Below are 16917 nucleotides of genomic sequence, written 5' to 3' on the forward strand. Positions count from 1 at the left end.
TTACTCCATATTTAAAAAAGCCGGATGTTCATTTAACCTGTCATCCGGCTTTTTCTTTCAAAAAAATTCGCTTTTACTGGGATCTAATTAGATGTAACCATTTTGGCAACTTCCGGAGGTGCCACCGGTGCAGGCACTTGATTGTTGACAGCCGGAATTGATTTGAGATAAGCAAAAACAGCTTTCAAATCCTCATCATTCAATTTACCTATGAAAAACCAAGGCATTGGAGGCATAATAGGTCGGCCTGTATCCAAACCTAAATGTTTGCCCGTTCTCAAGGTTTTTATGAATACTTCTTCTGTCCAGGCTCCAAGACCGGTGGTTTCATCAGGTGTTAAATTAGCGGCATAAGATAATCCCCAGGGGCCGATAAAAGCAGTTGCATCTTGGCTCATATGTATCCAATCAGCCGGACTGGTGGATTTGGGGTCGATAGGAGGAAGCTTGCTTCCGGCTGGGTGACCTGATAATAATTTCGTGGAGTCAACTATTGGACCTTGCTCAGTAAAAATTTTCGGGGAATGACAATCATTACAACTGCCTGCAGTTACCAAATAGCGTCCTCTTTCTATTTGCTGCTCTTTTGTTGGTGTTTCTTCTTGTTGTTTGGGTTGACTTGAGCAATAGGTCATTAATTCCAGGCCGCCAATGCATACTAATATTAGTAGATAGCTGCGTTTTTTTAGATTGTTTTTCATGTTAATAAGTTGATTATGAACTATTAATCTACAAAATGTTTTGATGTTTTAACGAGTTAAACCGCTGTGTTTCAATCAAAAATATTTCTAAAGAAGGGAGTGAGCTTACGGATAAGTAATTTCTGATACTTTAGGATGAGAGAGATGATTATAAATAAAGCAGATCAAAAGCTCAAAATTTGTAATAGAAATCGTAGTTCAATTGATCTCATTTCTATATTTACATCATGTTGCAAAAGCTGAAAGACCTATCAAAAACGAAAAAAATAACATATAGCCTTATTTTGATTGGACTTATTTGGTTCACCTTCTTTGCCCTGCCTCGCAAATTATTTAATACCCCCACCAGCTTTGTTATTGAAGATAGTAAAGGCGAGTTAATGGGAGCCTCTATTGCGTCAGATGGTCAATGGCGCTTTCCTCACAATGAACTTGTTTCCGAAAAGTTTGTCAAATGCATAACTTCTTTTGAAGACAAGCGTTTTTTTTACCATCCCGGCATTGATCCGATTGCCATGGGCCGGGCAATAAAGCAAGATATTAAAGCTAAAAGTGTAGTTAGCGGTGGAAGCACTTTAACGATGCAAGTCATTCGCCTGTCAAGAAATAAACCGCGTACTTTTTGGCAGAAAATTGTGGAAACGGTGCTAGCAGTTCGCTTAGAACTTTCTTATTCAAAGGATGAAATATTAGCACTCTATGCCTCTAATGCTCCTTTTGGAACAAATGTAGTTGGCCTGGATGCAGCTGCCTGGCGATATTTCGGCAGGTCTCCGGAAGACCTGAGCTGGGGTGAAATGGCAGCCCTGGCAGTTTTGCCAAATAGCCCGTCATTGGTGCACCCGGGTAAAAACAGGTTGTTATTACAGCAAAAACGTAATAAACTGCTCGATAACCTTGTAAGCAAACACATTATCGATAAAAGTACTTGCGATCTGGCCAAGCTCGAACCCATCCCGGATCGTCCGCTTTCTTTGCCAAAATTTGCTCCGCATTTGCTGAACAGATTTAAGATCGATTATAAAGACAAACCGGAGTTATTTACTGAAACGCGAACGCGAACCACGCTGCAACTCGATTTACAACAGAAAGTGACGGATATCTTAAGTCGGCATTATGTATATTTTAAAGCCAATGGGATTGAAAATGCAGCGGCATTGGTATTGGATGTTGAAACGGGAAATGCGTTGGCTTATGGGGGCAATGTAATTGGTGCCGGTAGTGAAAGCCAGGTTGATATTATTCCAGCCCCACGCAGTCCGGGGAGTACATTAAAGCCCTTGCTCTACGCATCCATGTTAACTGAAGGCGATATTCTTCCTAATACTCTTATTGCGGATATACCCACACAAATTGCCGGATACACTCCTGAGAACTATGATCTTGGTTATGACGGAGCCGTACCTGCGTCACGGGCGCTGGCGCGTTCATTAAATATTCCTGCTGTGAAAATGCTTCAGCAATATCGTTTTGAGCGTTTCTATGATAAACTGAAACAACTGGGAGTTTCTACTTTAAATAAACCTTCAGGGCATTATGGCTTATCATTGATCTTAGGTGGTGGCGAAAACTCGATGTGGGATTTAGCAGGGATCTATGCCGGTTTGGCGCGGATACTTAATCATCAAAGTAGAGATAATGGAAAGTATGCCCCTGAAGATATTCATAAACCTATTTATTGCTTGAATCAAAATACAAAGGAACGTAATGACGGAAGCTTACAAGATCATGGAGTATTAGATGCGGGAGCAATTTGGGCCACTTTTAATGCCATGGAAGAAGTAATGCGCCCGGGTGAAGAATTATTGTGGCAGCAGTTTAGTTCATCGCAACGCATTGCCTGGAAAACTGGAACCAGTTTCGGTTTTAGGGATGGCTGGGCCATAGGGCTTACGCCTAAATACGTGGTAGCTGTTTGGGTTGGAAATGCTGATGGTGAAGGCCGGCCTGGGTTGACAGGAATTTCTGCAGCAGCTCCGATTTTGTTTGATATATTTCGTTTGCTTCCTGCAGGAAACTGGTTTGATCCTCCATATGATAAACTCAGAAAACTAAATGTTTGTCGTTTAAGCGGCTATAAAGCAGGTCGATATTGCGAAATGACCGACTCTGTTTGGGTGCCTAAAGCAGGCATTAATACCAAAATATGTCCTTTTCATCAATTGATTCATTTAGACCGAACAGGGATGTACAGGGTTGATGCCGACTGTGAAATGCCTGAGCTTATGCAAAATAAATCGTGGTTTGTACTGCCTCCTTCAATGGAATGGTATTATAAATCGAAAAATCAATACTATAAGTCTTTACCTCCATTCAAACCCGACTGTACCGGAGCCGATGACCAGGGTGTGGCTATGGAAATTATCTATCCAAAAAATGGTTCGAAAATTTATGTGCCTGTTGAATTCGATGAAACAAAAGGTAAAACCATTTTCTCTGCGGCTCACCGCAATGCGCAGGCTAAAATATTTTGGCATATAGATGATCAATTTATAGAAACCACCAAAAGCTTCCATCAAATAGCTGTTAATCCTAGGCCGGGTAAACATAAACTTACCTTGGTGGATGAAAATGGTGAACGACTTGAGTTAAGATTTGAAATTTTACAGAAATAATCTCAACCGATTATACGAAAAATCTTTAGCTACCGGGGGCTTCAAGCAACTTTACGATCTTTGTTTTATCCCTTATTCAGCACTTTTTAGTTAACGGAACTAATCGTATAATTCATAAAAGTTATAAAAATTGCCTCTTGGCATTTATTTTTTAAATTCTAATCATTTAATTGCAGCATAAATTACCCATCTTAAAAAAGGGTTAATATTAGCTTACGCCTCGTTTTTCGCTAAATCTAAACCAACCAATTTGATGAATTATAAGAGTTTCTCTTTAAAACTATTGCTGCTGTTCTTGTTTTGTTTGCCCTCATTGGCTAATGCACAATGGGTTTTAAAAGGGAAAGTTGTGGATGAACAATACGGTGATCCTTTACCTGGTGCCAGTATTTCATTATTAAAAGTAAAAGGTAAAGGGACAATTGCGGGTGCGGATGGAAGCTTTACAATTGTACTTCCACAATATATTTCGGATTCGTTGGAAGTGAATTTTGTTGGCTACAAGCGTAAAATAATAGAACTGCCTAAAAGTAATAAGGATACCCTTGTAATTAAAGTTGTCCCCGATGCCGTAATGCTTTCGGAGTATATTGTCTCCTCAAAACGGGAGGATCCGGCTTATGATATTATCAGGGAAGCATTGAGAAAAAGGAAGTTCAATAATTGCGATAAACTCAATGCCTATGAATATGAAAGCTATAGCAGGGTAGAAAGTTATATGAACAGTGCCGACAGCTCTTCCATTCAAAATATGCGCATTTTTAAAGAAATGAGGCAAAAGGCAAAAGAGTTGAATGTACCGAAAGATAGTGCCGGTCATTCACTCATTCCAATTGTTGCTGCCGAAACCTACAGCAATGTTTATCAGCTAAACAACCCACATGCCACTCGTGAAGATGTGGTAGGTAAAAATATTAAAGGCATAGGTATCGATGATATTGACGCTGCCGGAGAACTGCTAACAGGTAAACTGAATAACTATAATTTCTATAGAAACTACATCCGGATCTTGTCAAAGGATTTTTCATCACCCTTGGGTGATGGATGCATTTTCAATTACAAGTATAAATTAAAAGCCGATAGTGACCTGGTAGAGGGCTATTGGTGTTATCGTATCGACATAAAACCTCATAATCCTGCAGCACTGGCATTTACCGGTACAATATGGTTGTCGTTGGATGATCTTGCCCTCGTTAAAGCCGATTTGAGAACTAGTAAGAAAACAACGATCAATTTCATTGAAAACTTAAGGATCGACCAGATCTTAACTAAAACAAACGATACCTGGATGCCCCTTCGAACTTTGTCAAAGGCCGAAGTTGTAGACCCTCAGCATCTTTTGCCTCGATTGCATATCAGCTACCTGACATTAAATTCAAACTTTAGCGTAAATAATGCGCATGCAGCAGCATTTTACGAACAATCGTTAGGAGATTCGGTAGTTCCGGAAATTGATCTTGAGAGAAGAAAGTTTGTGGTTAACGCTAATGGTGTAAACTCGGCACCGACAGCAGTTTTTACTCAAATTGATGCCATGCGTAATTTAAGCGCAGTAAAGCAAAATGTGAAATTGGCAACGGTCATTAGTACCATGCACTATACTACCGGTAAAGTGGATATAGGCCCGGTTACTCGCTTAGCCATGTGGAATAATATTGAAGGTTTTAGGCCTGGCTTTGCAATGCGTACCAATCAATACTTTCATAAAAATTGGCAACTGTCAGGTTCTATTGCTTATGGTATTCAAGATGAGCAGATCAAATATTACTCAGAAGCTGTTTACCGGAACAGGGATAAGAACAATTCGATATGGGGAGCAAGTGTTAATTACGACATTTTGCCGCTCAATTTGGTTGGTGAAAATAACAGCGAATGGGTTAACGGAAATGCATTTATGCGCGAGATCTATTCAACAACCACTCGCTGGGGAAAGGTGTCTGATCGTTCGCCTTTTTACCAGCAGCAATATAAGTTTTGGTTCGAAACGGATTTGAACGAAAGTCTTCGCCAAAAGATCTCATTCGTGAATACCGGGCTTGATGAAGCAAATGATTATGAACTGCACGAAGGCAACAGCCTTACTTATTCCGAAATGCTAATTGAAACTTCGTTTTTGAAAACCAGGAAAAAGATCAGGATGAAGAATAACCGTCAGATCAATGTTGGCGGAATGGAGTTTCCCAGAATTACCCTTTGGTTGGCAGCCGGTATTAAAGGATTGTTTAAAGGGCAATACAATTATCAGAAAGTATATACCAATATCACCCAAAAAAATATAAATGTAGCTGGACTAGGACATTCGTTTTTTCAGGTTAACGCAGGGTATGTCTTTTCAAAGGCGCCCTTTCCATTGCTCAGAACTCATCAGGGCAACGAGTCGTATCTGTTATATGATCGAGGTTTCAACCAAATGAAATATGCCGAATTTGTTAGTGACCATTATGTTGCCTTGAACTGGAACCATTCTTTTGACTCGCCATTGTGCGACCGAATTCCGGTTATGGCTCAGTTAAGCCGTTACTTCGGTTGTCGTACAAGTGTTTATACCGGATTAGTCTTTGGAGGGTTGAGAGAGGAAAATCAGAAGCTATTAAATGAATGGGAGTCAAAAACTCCAATGGGCTTAAAATCGCTGACTTTTGATAAGCCTTATGTTGAAGTAGGAGCAAGTATCGATAACATTTTCAGGTTCTTATCTGTAGGATATTTTGAACGTTTGTCGTATAATATAGCCGGAGAGGCGAGCGGAGGTATTAAATTAGCAGCCAAAGTGAGCTTATAATTACTGGTTTATTTATTGCTAACGGTAAGGAGGGATTACTGTTTGTTAATAAATGCTATTGCAATGTTGAATAACCTGTCTGTAAAGAATATCTTTTTTATTGATATCGAAACCGTTTCTCAAAGTCCTGATTTTAATCAGCTTGATCAGGAGCTCCAACAGTTATGGGAGATAAAATCAGGATATTTTAGGAAAGAGGATCAAGCACCGGCTGATGTTTATCAACGAGCGGCCATCTATGCCGAATTTGGTAAGATCATCTGCATTTCAATTGGGCGGATCATAGAGGATGATGAAGGAATGAAGTTTCGGGTTAAATCATTTTATGGTGATGATGAAAAGGACATTCTCACCGAATTCGCCAATCTTTTAAATCGGCAAAAACATACTTCAATTCTTTGTGCGCATAACGGAAAGGAATTCGATTTTCCTTATTTATCGCGCCGTATGCTGATAAACGGTGTTGAGATTCCTGAGTTGTTGAACAATGCAGGTAAAAAACCCTGGGAAACCAATTTTTTGGATACCATGGAACTTTGGAAATTCGGCGATTATAAAAATTATACTTCTCTTCGTCTGTTAGCAGCGGTTTTTAATATTCCTACTCCTAAAGATGATATTGACGGTAGCATGGTGGGCCAGGTTTACTGGCTTGACCAGGACTTGGAACGAATTCGAACTTATTGTGAGAAAGACGTAATTACGGTGGCTCAAATTCTGCTCAAATTCAAAGGAAAACCACTTATCGAAGTTGAAAAAGTGGAGAGGGTTTAGTTTTTAGAAGTATTGTGGAAGGACAAATGGCGGTTAGTTTAACCTCAGAAAATAATATTGAAATACAGGGTCTATTAAAGACATTGGGACAGGAGATCCATTAATAGGAAGTACGGCAACTTATTGAAATGAAAGTGGAGTTTGTTGACTTCCGAACAATGAATTTAGTTTTAAGTAAAGTAAAAAGCTAATCCCAAATTAGCTCTTTACATCGAATATTAATTGCTTTTTGTAGCTAAGTCTAATAGAATATCAGGTGGCTGAAACTATTTTAACTAGCTCTACCTACTTCAGTAGCTTCTTTAACTTCAATTAATTTTCCTGTTTTAACATCATAGATATAACCATAAACAGGTATATGCTTTGGAATCAAAGGATGATTTCTAATTCGTTTCACATCTTCAGTTACACTACTTTCTAAATTCTTAAAAGTTAAGAATGAAATAAACTTTCCTTCAGTCGAGCCTCCTTCATTTGTCACATTTTTCCATCCTTTTTCATCAACAGTAGCTGTTTTCAAACTTGTACTGAGTAAATCTCTGATAATATCATCAGTAAAAAGCTGCATTCCACAGTCAGTATGATGGATTACAAAAAATTCTTGGGTACCCAGAAGTTTATAAGATATGATTAGCGAGCGTATGGCATCATCGCTAGCCCTGCCACCTGCATTTCTGATTACGTGCGCATCTCCTTCTGAAAGGCCAGCGTATTTAGCGGGATCAAGTCTTGCATCCATGCATGTTAAAATGGTGAATCTTCTAGCGGGAGGGAGAGACAGTTGACCTTTCTCTCCAAAGCTTGAAACGTATTCAACATTTGCATCAAGTACTTCCTGATGTATCTTACTATATGCTTGCTGTGTCATAATAAATATTAATTCTATAGATTAAGTATATTAAATATACAACGTTTTATGAATTGTTATTAAGAAAACTTAAAACCTTTTTTAAAATAGTTATTTTGCAGCCATGTCAACCAAAATTCTTGAGGTAAAGAATCTTTATACACATTTTAAAACCGAAGATGGCTGGGTTACAGCCGTTAAGGATATTAACTTTTCATTAAACCAGGGAGAAGTAATTGGCATTGTTGGTGAGTCGGGTTCAGGCAAATCAGTAACTTCCTTGTCGATTATGCAGTTAATTGCAAAAGCTAATGGCCGTAATGAAGGAGAAATATGGTTTACCGAAGAAGGCAGGTCAATCAACCTCTTAACACTTTCAGAGGAACAGATCAGGGAATACCGTGGAAATAAAATTGCCATGATATTTCAGGAGCCTATGACCTCACTCAATCCGGTTTATACTTTAGGTGATCAGGTGGCCGAAGCCATAAGGTTACACCAAAGAGTTGATAAAACTACCGCCCGGCAAAAAACTATTGAATTATTTAATGAAGTGCAATTACCTCGGGCCGAACAATTGTTTGACGCTTACCCACACCAGGTTTCCGGTGGACAAAAACAACGGGTAATGATCGCAATGGCACTTTCTTGTAATCCCCAGCTACTAATTGCCGACGAACCAACAACAGCTTTAGATGTTACGGTTCAGAAAACAATAATAGAACTACTTAAAAAGCTTAAAAACGATCGTGGAATGAGTATGATATTCATCTCTCACGATTTGGGACTGGTTTCTGAAATTTCGGATAAAGTAGTGGTGATGTACAAAGGCAAGGTAATGGAACAGGGAGATGCTGCTCAGGTGTTTCATCGTCCGCAGCATCCTTATACCAAAGGATTGTTGGCTTGTCGTCCCGCTGCAAATCTTCAGCTTAAAAAATTGCCAACTGTTGCCGACTTTATGCTGGTTGATGGAAATGGTGCAATTACAGAAACGGCAACTGATATCAATAACCTGGATAATGCCTTTGGATTTAAGCCTGATGAGCGGGAGAACAGAAAAAAGAAACTTTACAAACAGAAACCATTGCTAAAACTGAAAGAAGTGCAAACCTGGTTTCCGGTAAAGCAGGGTGTTTTTGGAAAGGTAAAGGACTATGTAAAGGCGGTAGATGATATATCGTTTGATGTGTATCCGGGTGAAACATTAGGACTGGTAGGCGAATCGGGTTGTGGAAAAACTACCTTAGGGCGCAGTATTTTAAGATTAGTGGAGCCAACAGGCGGAACCATTCTGTTTGAGGGTCGAGATCTGCGGAGGCTTTCCAATGAGCAGATGCGTGAATTACGCAAAGATGTGCAAATCATTTTTCAGGATCCTTACTCATCCCTGAACCCTCGTTTAACGGTAGGTAGCTCCATTATGGAACCAATGCAGGTGCATAAGGTTTTTAATAATGATAGGGAACGCAAGGCCAGGGTGCTTGAATTGCTTCGCAGGGTAGGGTTGAAGGATGAGCATTTCAACCGCTATCCGCATGAGTTTTCGGGTGGCCAGCGCCAGCGCATTTGTATTGCAAGAGCTTTAGCATTAAATCCTAAATTTATTATTTGCGACGAGTCGGTTTCGGCTTTGGATGTTTCGGTGCAGGCTCAGGTTTTAAACTTGCTGATTGAACTTCGTGAAGAGTTTAACCTTACTTATATCTTTATTTCGCATGACCTATCAGTAGTGAAGTTTATTTCCGACCGAATGGTGGTGATGAATAAGGGGCGAATTGAAGAAATGGGTGATCCTGACCAGATTTACAATCATCCACAGAAAGAATACACGAAACGCTTAATTGATGCAATTCCCAAAGGCAAATTGCTAAAAGTATAGTCAAACAAAAACCAATTATAATATATGAAGAAAACAACATTTTTATTGCTTGCCGGAATTAGCCTGGTTGCCTGTAAGGAGAGCAAGACAACGCAATCTGCCAATACAGATCAAGGGTTCGATGCTTTTAAAGGTCGCTTTATTGAAAATTACTGGGCACTTTATCCTGATTTTGCTACTTCTCAGGGTTACCATAAGTTTGATAGTGTGCTAAAAGTTCCTAATGCAACCTACAACAATGAGCAATTGGCATTCTCAGCAGCAAACCTCGATTCATTAAAACAGTTTGATTTGAATTCTCTTTCTGATGCCAATAAAACTGATTATCAAATGATCGAGAATCAGCTAAAAAGCACCGAATGGAGAATTAAGGAAATGAGATCGGGCGAGTGGAACCCATCCAATTATAATGTTTGCGAAACGTTTTCATATATGTTGGGTGAAAAATATGCCAAGCTTGATGATCGTTTACGAAGCATCTCATTGAAATTGGTGAATGTTCCAGCTTATTATGAGGCTGCAAAAAGCAATATTAAAAATCCAACTGTTGAACATACCCAATTGGCAATTGATCAGAATTTAGGTGGCTCAGCTGTTTTTGCTACCGATTTGATCGATTCAGTGAAAACATCTGGATTGTCGGAAACTGAGAAAAAAGATTTGACCGATCGTTCAGCCGCAGCTTTAAATGCAGTGAAAGGTTATGCTGAATGGTTGAAGAATCTTAAAAATGATCATCCTAGAAGTTTTCGTTTAGGAAAGGATTTATATCCGAAGAAATTCGAATACGACATTCAGTCATCTTATACAGCTGATGAGATTTATGCTATTGCTACCAAGCGTAAAGCCGAGATTCACGCTGAGATGGCTAAAATTACGGAGCAATTATGGCCTAAGTATTTTGGAAATACGCCAAAACCAACCGATAAGCTGGTGATGATCCGTAAAATGATTGACACTCTATCTGTTAAGCATGTTAAGCCGGAAGATTTTCAGGCATCTATCGAAAAACAAATTCCTCAGTTGGTGGAGTTTGTTAAGCAGAAAGACCTCTTGTATATCGATCCATCAAAACCACTGGTTGTGCGTAAAGAGCCTGCTTATATGGCTGGTGTTGCAGGTGCGTCTATCAGTGCTCCTGGTCCGTATGATAAAGAGGCAAATACCTATTACAATGTAGGAAGCTTAAATGGTTGGCCAAAAGACCAATCCGAAAGTTATTTGCGTGAATACAACCAATATATCTTACAAATATTAAACATTCACGAAGCTATTCCGGGTCATTATACCCAGTTGGTTTACTCAAATCAGTCTCCTAGTATTATTAAATCTGTTTTTGGTAACGGAGCAATGGTGGAAGGTTGGGCCGTTTATACGGAGCGAATGATGTTGGAATCTGGTTATGGCAACAACGAGCCCGAAATGTGGCTGATGTATTATAAATGGCATTTACGCACGCTTTGTAATACTTTGCTTGATTATAATGTACATGTTAAAGAGATGAGTAAGGAAGATGCCATTAAGCTATTAACCTATGAGGCATTTCAGCAACAAGCGGAAGCTACTGGGAAATGGAAACGAGTAAGTGTAACACAGGTTCAGCTTACTTCGTACTTTACCGGCTTTACCGAAATTTATAACCTTAGAGAAGAGTTGAAAAAGAAAGAGGGTGATAAGTTTAACCTGAAAGCTTTTCATGAGAAATTCTTAAGTTACGGTAGCGCTCCGGTTAAATATATTAAAGAACTGATGTTAAATGAGACTAACTAGTCGTTTTAATTTGCATTTTTAATAATGAAAGACTCTTTTTGAAATTATCAGAAAGAGTCTTTTGTTTATTTATTCCTCATCACAATTATCAAAATGGATATAATTCTAATTGCATTGGGTCTGTTATGTTTAATTATTGGTTTCCTCGGAAGCTTTTTGCCTGCTTTACCAGGCCCTCCCGTTAGCTGGTTGGCCTTATTGCTTTTGCATTTTACTGATAAGGTTCAATACTGCACACAGTTTCTGGTGATCACAGCTATTGTGGTTCTTATTGTAGCAGTTTTAGATTATTATATCCCGATTTATGGCACAAAGAAACTTGGTGGTACGGCTTACGGACAAAGAGGAGCTACTGTTGGATTAATTGTTGGCTTGTTTTTAGGGCCTTTGGGCATAATTCTAGGTCCTTTTGTTGGAGCATTTATAGGAGAACTGATCCATGATAATAAAGATGTGAAGAAAGCTATTCGTTCAGGTTGGGGAGCTTTCCTGGGCTTCATCGCCGGAACGGTAATGAAAATGGCTGTTTGCATTGTCTTTGCCTTTTATTTTATCAAAGATTGGCTGGTAAGCTATTTTTAAAGTACGATTTCGGATTTACGATTTTAGAATGCCTTTCATAGTACCAAAATCTAAAATCCAATTTCGTACTTCTAAAATCTAACTTCTAAAATCTAACTTCTAAAATTGTCCTTCTAACTTCTAAAATCTCCCTTCTAACTTCTAACTTCCTTTTCATATCTTCGTTTCATGGCGAAAAAACATATGAAAGGATTGCGCCAGGTGTTTACACAGCTTGTAGTCAACATCTTATCGCAGCATCCTAACCAAGCGCTAAATTATAAGCAAGTAAGCGCCAAACTAAATGTAAACGATGATGAGTCGAGAAAAGTGATTCTCGAAGTTTTAAGGGCCGAAGTTAAACAGGGCACTTTAAGCGAACCTACACCGGGGAAATTTCAGATCAAATCTTTAAAAACCTATGTGGTGGGCCGTATTGATATGGCAGCATCAGGTTCAGCTTATGTAGTAACTCCTGAACTCGATCAGGATGTCTTTATCGCTCCACGTAAGCTGCGAAATGCATTGCATGGCGATACCGTAAAGATTTTTGTATATGCCAAGAATAATGGACGACAGCCGGAAGGGGAGGTAGTTGAAATTTTGGATCGTGCCAAGTTTGAGTTTTCAGGATTGGTAACCGTTGAAGGAAAATTCGGCTTCCTGGTTCCTGACGACCGCAAAATGCTTCACGATATCTTTATTCCGCAGCAAAGTCTTAAAAATGTAAAAGATGGCGATAAGGCCATCGCGCGTATTACCGACTGGCCGCAAGGAGCTAAAAATCCGATCGGCGAAATTGTTCATGTGCTGGGCCGTCCGGGAGAGAATAATACCGAAATGAATGCCATATTGGCTGATTTTGGTTTCCCAATTAAGTTTCCTTCAAACGTTGAGGAAGAGGCAAATCAAATTTCAGATATAATTACTGAGGAAGAAATTGCCAAGCGTAAAGATTTTAGAGCTATCACCACTTTTACCATCGACCCAATTGATGCCAAAGACTTTGATGATGCTATTTCTTTCCGCAAACTTGATAATGGTCACTTTGAGATCGGCGTTCACATTGCCGATGTTTCGCATTACGTTTTACCGGATACCTTATTGGATAAAGAGGCTCAGGAACGTGGCACCTCGGTTTACCTGGTCGATCGGGTAATTCCAATGCTACCTGAACGTTTATCGAATGGCGTTTGTTCATTGCGCCCGAATGAAGAAAAATTGACTTTTTCTGCTGTTTTCGAAATGGACGAAAAGGCCAATATTGTGAATGAATGGTTCGGCAGAACAGTGATCAATTCGGATAGACGATTTACCTACGAAGAGGCTCAGGAAATACTCGAGGGGAAAGAAGGTGAGTTTTCATCAGAACTTTTGACTTTAAATAAGCTGGCCTATATTTTACGCGATCATCGCTATGCCGCTGGAGCCATAAATTTTGAAACCACTGAGGTGAAGTTTAAGCTTGATGAGCTTGGAAAGCCAATTGGTGTGTATGTTAAAGAGCGTAAAGATGCTCACAAGCTGATTGAAGATTTTATGCTCTTGGCTAACCGTCGTGTAGCTGAATTTGTAGCTAAGCTGGGACCTAAAAAGCATGCATATACCTACGTTTATCGTGTGCACGATGCACCCGATGAAACCATGCTGGCCAAATTCTCTGAATTTGCATCGAGGTTTGGATATAAGATCAGTACAAAAAACCATAAGGAGATTTCAAAATCATTGAATTTTCTGATGGATGATGTAGTTGGCAAAAAAGAACAAAATGTCCTTACTTCACTCGCTATTCGCTCAATGGCTAAGGCGGTTTATACCACTAAAAAAAGCAGCCATTATGGTTTGGCCTTTGATTATTATACTCATTTCACTTCTCCTATTCGCAGGTACCCGGATGTAATGTCGCATCGTTTGTTAGCCCAATACCTGGCAAAGGCTAAATCGGCTAACGCTGATCAATTCGAGAAAATGTGTGAGCATTCATCACAAATGGAGAAAAAAGCCGCCGAAGCCGAAAGAGCTTCAGTTAAATATAAACAAGCTGAATATTTAAAAGACAATATCGGTGAAGAGTTTGATGGCATTGTTTCAGGAGTGACCGAATGGGGAATGTACGTTGAAATTGTTGATAATAAGTGTGAGGGAATGATCAGGCTTAGGGATATGAATGATGATTTTTATGTATTGGATGAAGCCAATTATTGCATCATTGGTCAGCGAAAAAAGAAAAAATACCAGTTGGGTGATACAGTAAAGATTAGAGTAAAGTCGGTTAATCTTATTAAACGTCAAATCGATTTTACAATGGTTTTAAATCACCATTAATCATTTTATTAAACAAATAGATATATTCTTTTCTTTAAAAAGATAACAATCTAGCCATTTCTTCAAACTAGCATGTATTCAATAAAAGAGCTGCAAGAAATAATAAGTAAAGAAGTAGAAGGATTAAGCTTACCGGTAACTCCTGCCGAACTATATGAACCCATCCGTTACCTGATGGCAATAGGAGGAAAGCGCATGCGTCCTGTGCTTACGCTAATGGGTTGCAATTTGTTTTCTAATGAAATAGAACAGGCGAAAATTCCAGCCCTGGGATTAGAAGTGTTCCATAATTTCACGCTGATGCATGATGACATTATGGATAATGCCCCCATCCGACGTGGTAAAGAAACCGTACACGAAAAATGGAATGCTAATGTAGCCATCTTGTCGGGTGATGTAATGCTGGTTAAAGCTTATGAGTTAATGATGCAGTCTCCAGATAAGTATTTAAGGCCTGTACTAAATATTTTCAATAAAACAGCTGCTGAGGTTTGTGAAGGTCAGCAGATCGACATGAATTTCGAACAGTATAAAACGGTTCAGGTCGAAGAATATGTAAATATGATTGCATTGAAAACGGCCGTTTTATTGGGTGCTTCTTTACAGATCGGGGCGTTATTGGGCAATGCTTCTGAAACTGATGCAGAACATTTATATCAGTTTGGTAAAAATTTAGGAATCGCTTTTCAGCTTCAGGATGATATTTTGGACGTTTATGGCGCTCCCGAAAAATTTGGCAAACAGGTTGGTGGTGATATTATCGCCAATAAAAAAACATTTTTGCTGATCAAAGCGCTTGAACTGGCTGATGCCGAGACATTAATTTCGTTAGAAAGATGGTTAAATACCGAAGTGTTTATTAGTGAACAAAAGGTAAATGCTATTACCGGTATTTATAATCAGTTAAATGTAAAGGAGCTGGCCGAAGCTGAAATGCTGCGGTATGTGAATTTGGCTTTAGGTCATTTAAACCAGATAAATATAGCTTCCGAGAGGAAACAACTGCTGGATGAATTTGCCAACCAATTGTTGGTTAGGGAACACTAATAGTTTTCTTATAAGATGAATAAGAAGATAGAGAATTTCATAAGTGATATTTCAGGAGAAGAATTCCCGATTCAGGAATGTATGCTTGGAAGTTCCATTCCTCCCAATGTCTTTACTATTATTAATGAAGAATGTCCAGGGTTTAGTTTGGCTAGTAAGATTTCCATTTGGGAGCTTAATCATTATAGGCAGAAGTACATTGAGGATTTTTTGCTGAAAGATGTAACTCAAATAACTGATTTGGAGCAAAACGTGCTTAAACAAATCAGGAACAAATCAACAATTACCGATAAGTTGGACGAAAGCCGGCAGCTTACTTTCGGGCAGAGGCTGGCCGATAAAATTGCCGATTTTGGTGGAAGCTGGACTTTCATTATTATCTTCCTTTCGTTTATTTGTGTTTGGATGGCTGTAAATGTATTCTGGTTTTTAAATAAGGGCTACGATCCATATCCATTTATTTTGCTGAATCTGATTCTTTCATGTCTGGCGGCTCTTCAGGCACCGGTAATTATGATGAGCCAAAACCGGCAAGAAGAGAAGGACAGGCAGCGAGCTAAGCAAGATTACATGATCAACCTGAAATCAGAATTGGAGATCAGGATGTTGCATGAGAAAATAGACCATTTAATCATTCATCAACAGCAGGAGCTGATTCAAATTCAGAAAATACAAATGGATATGATGGATGAAATAATAAATGAAATTAAGAGTATTAAAACTCAAAGCACTGGTTAAACAACCACCAACTCATTTTCAATTTTAAGCTAATTTTGAGAATTTAGCAGCTGAAAGCTTAAAACACGTTTTTTAGTTTATGAATGTAAGCAGAATACAAGCTACTGTTATTGGAGATTCGGACGCCGAACCGGAAGCACTCACGGCTGCCGAGGCTGTTGGTGCTATCCTGGCAAAGTTAGGGGTTACCGTTGTTACTGGGGGCAGGGGAGGTATAATGGAGGCAGCAAGTAAAGGCGCTGCTGAAGCCGGTGGTTTAACAGTGGGTATTTTGCCGTTTGAAGAGAGTATAAAAGCTAACTCTTATTGTAAAGTGGTAATTCCAACGGGTATAGGCCATGCACGCAGTTATGTAAATATTCTCTGCGGAGATTTAATAATTGTGATAGGAGGAGGAGCTGCAACACTTTCTGAAATGTGTTTTGCCTGGATGCAGAATAAGCCCATTTTTGCTTTAAAGGCGTACGGAGGCTATGCACAGGAGTTTGCCGGCAAACAGCTTGATTCATTAAGGCACGATGTTGTTATCTCTTGTGAAAATATTCGTGAACTGGAAAAAAAGGTAAGTGATTGGCTCCATTTAGAAGATATATTGAACTAATATAGATATAAGGAGTATGTATAAAGAGGTTGATGTTGTAAAGCATCAACCTCTCATTGTTTAAAAGATAATTAGGTTGAGTTGTAGCTTAAGTAAAAAATCTTTTGAAAACCATTTAATCATTCCATTTACAAACATTCGTCCCGCTTTGCGTTGCAAGCCTTTTGCCCTTGCTGATGGCATTCGCACAAGGGCTTTCCACTGCAATCAGGTTTAGTTTTGGGTCAAACGGAGCCATTTGGAGCCCTCACAAGGGGCGTACTATAACTTTTTC

The 16917-nt window shown here is 39.2% G+C and carries 12 protein-coding genes; 10 read left to right on the plus strand and 2 right to left on the minus strand.

Features of this window, described 5'->3' with window-relative positions; translation table 11 throughout:
* Window positions 1-83: 83 nt before the first annotated feature.
* The gene (locus C3K47_RS05775) at window positions 84-701 is read right to left on the minus strand and encodes a c-type cytochrome (protein WP_103788161.1); all 618 of its coding nucleotides are present in this window, start codon (window positions 699-701) and stop codon (window positions 84-86) included.
* A gap of 227 nt (window positions 702-928) precedes the next feature.
* On the opposite strand from C3K47_RS05775, the gene pbpC reads away from it, so the two are divergent.
* The 3 genes from pbpC (at window position 929) to C3K47_RS05790 (ending at window position 6872) form a co-directional block, all read left to right on the plus strand.
* Window positions 929-3316, plus strand: coding sequence for a penicillin-binding protein 1C (pbpC, locus tag C3K47_RS05780; protein WP_103788162.1), 2388 nt, complete (start codon window positions 929-931; stop codon window positions 3314-3316).
* Window positions 3317-3569: 253 nt separating this feature from the next.
* Window positions 3570-6098, plus strand: a complete 2529-nt coding sequence (locus C3K47_RS05785) for a DUF5686 and carboxypeptidase-like regulatory domain-containing protein (protein WP_103788163.1) — start codon at window positions 3570-3572, stop codon at window positions 6096-6098.
* A 63-nt stretch (window positions 6099-6161) separates the two neighbouring features.
* Window positions 6162-6872 carry a ribonuclease H-like domain-containing protein gene (locus C3K47_RS05790; RefSeq protein WP_103788191.1) on the plus strand — a complete coding sequence of 237 codons (711 nt, stop codon included), beginning with the start codon at window positions 6162-6164 and terminating at the stop codon, window positions 6870-6872.
* A 271-nt stretch (window positions 6873-7143) separates the two neighbouring features.
* On the opposite strand, the gene C3K47_RS05795 is transcribed toward C3K47_RS05790, so the two are convergent.
* The gene (locus tag C3K47_RS05795) at window positions 7144-7740 is read right to left on the minus strand and encodes a beta-class carbonic anhydrase (protein ID WP_103788164.1); all 597 of its coding nucleotides are present in this window, start codon (window positions 7738-7740) and stop codon (window positions 7144-7146) included.
* A gap of 103 nt (window positions 7741-7843) precedes the next feature.
* On the opposite strand from C3K47_RS05795, the gene C3K47_RS05800 reads away from it, so the two are divergent.
* From C3K47_RS05800 to C3K47_RS05830, 7 genes are all read left to right on the plus strand, one after another.
* Entirely contained in the window at window positions 7844-9601 is a 1758-nt protein-coding gene (locus C3K47_RS05800; RefSeq protein WP_103788165.1) for an ABC transporter ATP-binding protein, read from the plus strand.
* Between the two features lie 24 nt (window positions 9602-9625).
* On the plus strand, window positions 9626-11371 hold the full coding sequence (locus tag C3K47_RS05805; RefSeq protein WP_103788166.1) for a DUF885 domain-containing protein: 1746 nt from the start codon (window positions 9626-9628) through the stop codon (window positions 11369-11371).
* A gap of 93 nt (window positions 11372-11464) precedes the next feature.
* Complete coding sequence (locus tag C3K47_RS05810; RefSeq protein ID WP_103788167.1) at window positions 11465-11953, plus strand: DUF456 domain-containing protein; 489 nt, start codon at window positions 11465-11467, stop codon at window positions 11951-11953.
* A gap of 168 nt (window positions 11954-12121) precedes the next feature.
* Window positions 12122-14257: a ribonuclease R gene (rnr, locus tag C3K47_RS05815; RefSeq protein ID WP_103788168.1), complete on the plus strand. Its 2136-nt coding sequence runs from the start codon at window positions 12122-12124 to the stop codon at window positions 14255-14257.
* A 72-nt stretch (window positions 14258-14329) separates the two neighbouring features.
* Entirely contained in the window at window positions 14330-15304 is a 975-nt protein-coding gene (locus C3K47_RS05820; RefSeq protein WP_103788169.1) for a polyprenyl synthetase family protein, read from the plus strand.
* A gap of 15 nt (window positions 15305-15319) precedes the next feature.
* Window positions 15320-16042 (plus strand): DUF1003 domain-containing protein, encoded by a 723-nt coding sequence (locus C3K47_RS05825; RefSeq protein ID WP_103788170.1) that lies wholly within the window; start codon window positions 15320-15322, stop codon window positions 16040-16042.
* A 79-nt stretch (window positions 16043-16121) separates the two neighbouring features.
* Entirely contained in the window at window positions 16122-16643 is a 522-nt protein-coding gene (locus tag C3K47_RS05830) for a TIGR00725 family protein (RefSeq protein ID WP_103788171.1), read from the plus strand.
* Window positions 16644-16917: the final 274 nt, after the last annotated feature.

The organism is Solitalea longa, from assembly GCF_002920915.1.
GTDB lineage: Bacteria > Bacteroidota > Bacteroidia > Sphingobacteriales > Sphingobacteriaceae > Solitalea > Solitalea longa.

Bases quoted from the DNA above. Each gene is read 5' to 3' on its own strand.
- C3K47_RS05800 (WP_103788165.1), top strand. From the start codon at position 7,844: ATGTCAACCAAAATTCTTGAGGTAAAGAATCTTTATACACATTTTAAA.
- C3K47_RS05810 (WP_103788167.1), top strand. From the start codon at position 11,465: ATGGATATAATTCTAATTGCATTGGGTCTGTTATGTTTAATTATTGGT.
- C3K47_RS05830 (WP_103788171.1), top strand. From the start codon at position 16,122: ATGAATGTAAGCAGAATACAAGCTACTGTTATTGGAGATTCGGACGCC.
- C3K47_RS05790 (WP_103788191.1), top strand. From the start codon at position 6,162: ATGTTGAATAACCTGTCTGTAAAGAATATCTTTTTTATTGATATCGAA.
- C3K47_RS05785 (WP_103788163.1), top strand. From the start codon at position 3,570: ATGAATTATAAGAGTTTCTCTTTAAAACTATTGCTGCTGTTCTTGTTT.
- C3K47_RS05820 (WP_103788169.1), top strand. From the start codon at position 14,330: ATGTATTCAATAAAAGAGCTGCAAGAAATAATAAGTAAAGAAGTAGAA.
- C3K47_RS05825 (WP_103788170.1), top strand. From the start codon at position 15,320: ATGAATAAGAAGATAGAGAATTTCATAAGTGATATTTCAGGAGAAGAA.
- C3K47_RS05805 (WP_103788166.1), top strand. From the start codon at position 9,626: ATGAAGAAAACAACATTTTTATTGCTTGCCGGAATTAGCCTGGTTGCC.
- rnr (WP_103788168.1), top strand. From the start codon at position 12,122: ATGGCGAAAAAACATATGAAAGGATTGCGCCAGGTGTTTACACAGCTT.
- C3K47_RS05775 (WP_103788161.1), bottom strand. From the start codon at position 701: ATGAAAAACAATCTAAAAAAACGCAGCTATCTACTAATATTAGTATGC.
- C3K47_RS05795 (WP_103788164.1), bottom strand. From the start codon at position 7,740: ATGACACAGCAAGCATATAGTAAGATACATCAGGAAGTACTTGATGCA.
- pbpC (WP_103788162.1), top strand. From the start codon at position 929: ATGTTGCAAAAGCTGAAAGACCTATCAAAAACGAAAAAAATAACATAT.